Genomic DNA, 5,812 nt, shown 5'->3' with positions numbered 1-5,812 from the left:
AGCGTCTCGAGCGCACCAACTGGCGGCGCACCCAAGGCTTCCCACACCTCTGGGACGAACAACAAGCCGAACTGGTCGTCTGCCGGCTCGGCTACCACGCCACCGGCTGGATCACCACCGGCGACGCCCTCCTCGCCAACTCAGCCGCCGATGCCGCCCGCCGACGCGCCGACGCCGCCCGCGACCTGGCAGACGACGACCCCGCCGACTCGGCCCACCCCCTCGCCGCCTGACACGTACGTGTCAACACGTTCTTTGACATCTCCACAGCGACGCTTCCCCACCGCCTGCTTCACGGGGCGGCACGACTGGCGCGCGTCGTGCCGCCCCAGCCTCTAACGCGCGCACCCATCCAGAAGGAGACTCGTATGGAAGTACTGATTACCGAACCTCCACGCCTGCTCAGGGTGGAGGACGCCGCGAAATTGCTGAACATCGGCCGCTCGGCGGTCTACGACCTGATCCGCTCGGGCCGCCTTCGCTCAGTGAAGATCGGCAAGAGCCGCCGCATACCGCGTGAGGCGGTTGACGAGGTCATCGCCACGCTCGCTGTGAGCGACTGATGGCCCGTCGTGCGAATGGTGAAGGCACCGTCTACCAGCGTAAGGATGGTCGGTGGGAGGCTGCTGCCTACGTCCTCACCGCCGACGGCACCCGCAAGCGGGTCCGCGTCTACGGGGCCACTCGGGAGGAGGCTGGCCGTAAGCGCGCCCATCTGATCGCCCAAGACCAGCGCGGAATACCGACCGAGTCGGGTAACAGGCTCCGCGACTACCTGACGTACTGGCTCGCCGAGGTTGCGCAGCACGAACTGCGGCCTCGGACATTCGAGACCTACGCTCGCTGCGTCAACCGGCACATCGTTCCCGCCATCGGCGGAAAGCGACTGCACTCGCTGACTCCGGCCGACGTCAGGTCGCTATTGAACGCCAAGCTGGCCGAAGGTCTCGCGCCTCGAACGGTGCACTACATCCGAGCCGTCCTGCGGTCGGCGCTGTCGCAGGCACTGCGTGAGGGCCTGGTGCAGCGGAACGTGGCGGGTTTGGTCAGGCCGCCTCGCGCTCCGCGTCGGGAGGTACAGGCCCTGACCGTGGAGGAGGCTCGGCTGTTGCTCCAGACCGCGCGCACGGACCGTCTGTACGCCTTATGGGTGATCGCTTTGACCCTCGGGCTCCGTCGTGCCGAGCTGCTCGGGCTGACCTGGCCGATGGTGGACTTTGAGCAAGACACTCTTCGCGTGACGCAGGGTGTGCAGCGGGTCGCTGGCCGCCTGGTCCTGGACGAGCTTAAGTCGGATCGGTCGCACCGGACCTTACCCCTGCCGAAGATGGCCGGGGATGCTCTCCGAGACCATCGCGACCGTCAAGAGCGGGAGCAGGCAAGCGCGGGCGGTCATTGGGTGGCGAATCGGCTGGTGTTCTGCACCGAGTACGGCACGCCCATCGACCCCCGCAACCTCAACCGGTCTTTCCGATCTCTGCTGATTCGGTCCCGGGTACGGGTCGACGTCACCCAGGACGACATGGGCCGGGAGACCTTCGCCCCCGCGCTCCGCTTGCATGACCTCCGGCACTCCTGCGCGTCGTTCCTGCTGGCTTCCGGGGCGTCGCCGAGGGTTGTCATGGAGATCCTGGGCCACTCGGGAATCGCGGTCACGATGAACACCTACGCCCACGTCCTGCCGACTCTGCTCGGCGGCGCGGTCGACGGCATGGACGACGTCCTCGGATGAACGGAATCGTTGCCGTCAGCGCTGCCGTCAAGCGGTCCTGGAAAGGCCCGCGTATGCGGATGGCCCGGACGAAAGTCCAGGCCATCAGGGGTGGAGCTGAGGGGACTCGAACCCCTGACCCCCACACTGCCAGTGTGGTGCGCTACCAGCTGCGCCACAGCCCCTTGCCACACCCCGGCTTTCGCCCGGGCACTTCCGGAATAGTACACACCCGCCCACCCGATCCGTGGGCAGGGGCCTCAGTTCAGGGACACATCCGGCGGGAAGTGGGCCACCGCCGCGAGGATGTCGCCCTGCCTGCGCAGCACCATCGCCCACAGGTCGTCCGGGCGGGTGACGAACGGGTCACCCGGCAGCGCGTCGAAGACGAACCATGATCCCGAAGTGATCTCGTCCTCGAGCTGGCCCGGCGACCACCCCGAGTAGCCGGCGAACACCCGGATCCCCGCCACGCTGTCGCGCAGCCTGTCCGGGTCGGCCGACAGGTCGACCGTACCCAAAGCTCCTGCCACCTGGTGGAAGCCGGACACCCGCCGCTTGACCTCCGGGCGGGTCCGCGCCAGGCAGATCGCCGACTCCGGCTGGACCGGGCCGCCCTCGAACAGCACCGCCGGATCGCCGGCCAGGTCACCCCAGTCGCCGAGCACGTCCGACACCGGCACCTCGGTGGCCCTGTTCAGCACCACACCCAGGGCGCCGCCGGTCTCGTGGGCGACCAGCAGCACGACCGTACGGTCGAAGTTCGGATCCTTGAGGGTCGGAGTCGCAACCAGTAACTGGCCGGTCATCGACTCCATCGACCGCCCTCCGATCCGCTGACCCTCGCTATACACGATGCCTCCAACCCACAAGGTCACCGTGTGACGGGAGAGCGTGCAACGCCATGCATCGCACATTAGCTTGCGCTTCCGGCCACCGATAAGGTCTGCGCATGAACCATCCACCCGCGGCGGCAGAGATCGGCGTGATCGGCGGATCGGGCCTGTACGCATTGCTCGACAACGCGCACGCGATCGAGGTGTCCACGCCCTACGGTTCGCCGTCGGATCCGATCACCGTGGCCGAGGTGGGTGGCCGGCGGGTGGCTTTCCTGCCGCGGCACGGGCGGGATCATCGCTTCCCGCCGCACAAGATTCCCTACCGCGCGAACCTGTGGGCGTTGCGGTCACTCGGGGTGCGCCAGATCATCGCGCCGTGTGCGGTCGGTGGCCTGCGTCCGGAGCTGGGGCCGGGGACCTTTGTGGTGCCCGACCAGATGATCGACCGTACGAGCGGACGCGCGCAGACCTACTTCGAGCAGGGCGCCGTGCACGTCTCGTTCGCCGACCCGTACTGCCCGGACGGGCGGTCGGCGGTGCTGGCCGCGGCGGCTCCGGTCGACGCGGTGGACGGCGGCACGATGGTGGTGATCGAGGGGCCGCGCTTCTCGACGCGGGCCGAGTCGCGCTGGTATGCGGCGATCGGCGGCACGATCGTGAACATGACCGGTCACCCCGAGGCGGTGCTGGCTCGCGAGCTGGCGCTCTGCTACACCGCGATCGCCCTGGTCACCGACTTGGACGCCGGCGTGGAGGGCGACCACGGGGTGACGCAGGAGGAGGTGTTCCGGGTCTTCGCCGACAACACGGCGAAACTCCGCGAGGTCCTGCTCGACGCGGTGACCCGCCTGCCCGCCGAGCGCACCTGCCCCTGCCACCGGGCGCTGGACGGGATCAAGCTCCCGCTAGACCTTCCCTGACTAGACCTGCCCCGAGCGACGCCTGCCCGGCGACCAGGCGAAAGCCATCGCACTGCCGATCAAGCCCAGCAGGATGCCCAACACGAAGCCGCCCACGTTCGAGGTGAGCCAGGACGCGATCGTGAGGACGGCGGCTACCACGGAGTAGAAGAGGCGCTGCGCCGGGTTGAAGATCAGCAGCAGACCGCTCGCCATCAGCAGGATCGGCACCAGGAAGCCGGCGACGCCCTGCATGCCCACGTGCAGGATGACCGGCAGCGGCGCCTTCACCGTCACCAGGATCTCGGCGCCGGCGAGGGTGACCAGCAGCCCACCCCAGAAGGGGCGGGCGTGCAGCCACCGCGAAAAGGCCGAGGGGGTACGGGTGGCCGGCTGCGTCATCAGCAACCGTCATCCGTGAACGTCATCCGCAGGTGCGGAAGCGTGAACCGGGACGCCGTCGTGGCGTAGTTGTTCTGCCGCAGGTTGTTGATGTCGATCGAGGAGGCCTGCTGGCTGAAGACGCCCTCGCCACCCTTGACGACGCCGCCGTTCCTGCGGTCGTGCACCTTGTCGAGGGTGCTGGCGTCCTGGCCGATGTCGATGTTGCGGAAGTCGGTGTCACCGGAGATCAGGTCGGAGTCGACGATCAGGCTGTCCGCCTTGACCGGCGTGCCGGCGTCCCCCGCGGTGATCTTCAGGTGCATGCCGCCGAGCGAGACGCTCTGGCACAGCTTGGTCAGCTCGGCCTTGTCGATGGCCGACACGATGACCACCACCTGGCCGCCGGTGTCGCCCTCGTTGGGGCTGTCCGGAATCATCGAGTCGATGGTCGCGAATTGCGCGAAGCCGTCGCCGTGCAAATGTGTGGCGGTGACCGTGAACGGCATACCGGAGATCGAGAAGTTCGCGGCCAGCACGCCCTGACCGGTCAGGGCGACCAGGCCGGCGGTCACCGCGGTGGTGATTCCGAGCATGGCGCCGAACCGCTTCCAGCGGAACCCGCCGTCCGTGGCGGGCGCGTCGCTCTCGACCTCGACGGTGGGGTGATCATCCACTACGGACATCGCATTACTCCTGATAGACGGGCCGAGAGAGCGCGGCATGGGAAGTGCCGCCGGCGAGTAGCGATCAATGAAGGTCTATGCCTGTTGGCCGAAGTTACTCCCCGGTACGGTCCGGGTCAAGTGGAGTTGCGGCGCCGTGCAAGTCCCGCGATGTTACGAATCGACCACCTTGACGTGTCGGCGCCGACGGGTCTATAAACCGTCGAAGTTGGGCGTTACTCGTCGGTATCCCTGGACCGGCCGATCCCCTCACCGACGTCTCCACGGCCGGTCCCCGAATCCGCATCACGGCAATTGCACGCGACGGAGGCACCGATCTCCGCGCTCAATTCGTCGCGCCCTGAGGACCCTCGTTAAGGAGTTAGGCATGCGCGTCGTCCGTCCCCTCGTCATCGCCGCCGTAGCCACCCTGTCCATCGCGGTGGCCGGCGCACCGGCTCTCGCAGACCCAGAAGACGTCCACGTTCTGACCACCGGAAGTCTGGCCGGCCCGGCCGTGGCGGTGGGCGACGTGCTCACCGCCGCGGTGGCGGAGGGCACGACGGCCGACTTCTTCACCGCGGCCGGCGGCTCGACCGGCATCCGGTGCGCCCAGTCGGCCTTCACCAGCACCGTCGTCGACAACCCGGTGGCGCCGGGGGTGGCGACCGAGTCGACAACGGACCACACGTTCGCCTCGTGCACGGCCAACATCTTCGGCGTGACGAGGGTGAACAGCGTGACGGTGAACAACACGCCGTTCGCCACGACGGTGGACAGCGCGGGCGTGGTGACGGTCTCCGGCACGGAGACCGCGCCGATCAAGACCACGCTGAGCCTGGGCACCATCCTGGGCTCGGTGACATGCGTCTACACGTCGGTGAACCTCTCCATCACCGGGGCGGTCTCGAACGAGGACAACTCGATCTCCTTCGCGGAGCAGCCGTTCGCGAAGAGCTCGGGCCCGATCACGTGCCCGTCGAGCGGCTTCTTCACGGCCCGTTACGCACCGGTCCTCGACACGACGGCGGAGGGCACCCCGATCGTCTTCACCAACCTCGAGCCCGAGACGGAGTAACCAACACGAAGCCCCGGCCGGTTTCCCAGCCGGGGCACACATCTCCAGGCACGGCCCTGGACCAATCCACCTGGCTGGGCCACGCATGACGACCACGACCACACAGAAACGGTGGCGGCGACCAGTAGGTGCGGGCCGCCTAAAATGTGGGCTCCGGGGGGGGCCCCCGGAATCTAAACAGATGTTTTGTCGGGGATTTAAAACGGGTCGGTTGGTGTTTTTTGATGTGTTCTGCGTTC

At 67.7% G+C, this 5,812-nt stretch carries 7 protein-coding genes, 1 tRNA gene and 1 pseudogene; 5 read left to right on the top strand and 4 right to left on the bottom strand.

The window, feature by feature from the left end; genetic code table 11:
• The 3 genes and pseudogenes from AB0M20_RS23230 to AB0M20_RS23220 all read left to right on the top strand — a co-directional run.
• Positions 1-233, top strand: a pseudogene (locus AB0M20_RS23230) (plasmid replication initiator protein RepSA); the annotation flags it as partial.
• Positions 234-368: 135 nt separating this feature from the next.
• Positions 369-563: a helix-turn-helix domain-containing protein gene (locus AB0M20_RS23225; RefSeq protein ID WP_364301374.1), complete on the top strand. Its 195-nt coding sequence runs from the start codon at positions 369-371 to the stop codon at positions 561-563.
• Entirely contained in the window at positions 563-1,732 is a 1,170-nt protein-coding gene (locus AB0M20_RS23220; protein WP_364301372.1) for a site-specific integrase, read from the top strand. The genes AB0M20_RS23225 and AB0M20_RS23220 overlap by 1 nt, the downstream gene beginning before the upstream one ends.
• Before the next feature lie 91 nt (positions 1,733-1,823).
• Here the strand turns inward: AB0M20_RS23220 and AB0M20_RS23215 are convergent.
• Positions 1,824-1,896 (bottom strand) — tRNA-Ala (locus AB0M20_RS23215).
• 75 nt (positions 1,897-1,971) lie between these two features.
• Positions 1,972-2,529: a YqgE/AlgH family protein gene (locus tag AB0M20_RS23210; protein WP_364301376.1), complete on the bottom strand. Its 558-nt coding sequence runs from the start codon at positions 2,527-2,529 to the stop codon at positions 1,972-1,974.
• 134 nt (positions 2,530-2,663) lie between these two features.
• Here AB0M20_RS23210 and AB0M20_RS23205 point away from each other — a divergent pair, with 134 nt between their 5' ends.
• Positions 2,664-3,470: an S-methyl-5'-thioadenosine phosphorylase gene (locus AB0M20_RS23205; RefSeq protein ID WP_364301370.1), complete on the top strand. Its 807-nt coding sequence runs from the start codon at positions 2,664-2,666 to the stop codon at positions 3,468-3,470.
• Here the strand turns inward: AB0M20_RS23205 and AB0M20_RS23200 are convergent, their stop codons facing one another.
• Both AB0M20_RS23200 and AB0M20_RS23195 read right to left on the bottom strand, forming a co-directional pair.
• Positions 3,471-3,851: a DUF6114 domain-containing protein gene (locus AB0M20_RS23200; RefSeq protein WP_364301368.1), complete on the bottom strand. Its 381-nt coding sequence runs from the start codon at positions 3,849-3,851 to the stop codon at positions 3,471-3,473. It lies immediately after the preceding gene.
• Positions 3,851-4,516 (bottom strand): DUF6230 family protein, encoded by a 666-nt coding sequence (locus tag AB0M20_RS23195; RefSeq protein ID WP_364301366.1) that lies wholly within the window; start codon positions 4,514-4,516, stop codon positions 3,851-3,853. The genes AB0M20_RS23200 and AB0M20_RS23195 overlap by 1 nt, the downstream gene beginning before the upstream one ends.
• 367 nt (positions 4,517-4,883) lie before the next feature.
• On the opposite strand from AB0M20_RS23195, the gene AB0M20_RS23190 reads away from it, so the two are divergent.
• A complete protein-coding gene (locus AB0M20_RS23190; protein ID WP_364301363.1) occupies positions 4,884-5,573 on the top strand; it encodes a Tat pathway signal sequence domain protein in 690 nt (229 codons plus the stop codon).
• Positions 5,574-5,812: the final 239 nt, after the last annotated feature.

Origin of the sequence: Actinoplanes sp. NPDC051633, from assembly GCF_040681735.1 — a bacterium.
Classification (GTDB): Bacteria; Actinomycetota; Actinomycetes; order Mycobacteriales; family Micromonosporaceae; genus Actinoplanes.
Note: the sequence above shows the minus strand (reverse complement) of the source record. Positions and strands in the feature narration are given on the sequence as shown.

Excerpts from the sequence above, each read along its gene's own strand:
- AB0M20_RS23225 (WP_364301374.1), top strand. The coding sequence starts at position 369 with ATGGAAGTACTGATTACCGAACCTCCACGCCTGCTCAGGGTGGAGGAC.
- AB0M20_RS23200 (WP_364301368.1), bottom strand. The coding sequence starts at position 3,851 with ATGACGCAGCCGGCCACCCGTACCCCCTCGGCCTTTTCGCGGTGGCTG.
- AB0M20_RS23210 (WP_364301376.1), bottom strand. The coding sequence starts at position 2,529 with ATGGAGTCGATGACCGGCCAGTTACTGGTTGCGACTCCGACCCTCAAG.
- AB0M20_RS23205 (WP_364301370.1), top strand. The coding sequence starts at position 2,664 with ATGAACCATCCACCCGCGGCGGCAGAGATCGGCGTGATCGGCGGATCG.
- AB0M20_RS23190 (WP_364301363.1), top strand. The coding sequence starts at position 4,884 with ATGCGCGTCGTCCGTCCCCTCGTCATCGCCGCCGTAGCCACCCTGTCC.
- AB0M20_RS23195 (WP_364301366.1), bottom strand. The coding sequence starts at position 4,516 with ATGTCCGTAGTGGATGATCACCCCACCGTCGAGGTCGAGAGCGACGCG.
- AB0M20_RS23220 (WP_364301372.1), top strand. The coding sequence starts at position 563 with ATGGCCCGTCGTGCGAATGGTGAAGGCACCGTCTACCAGCGTAAGGAT.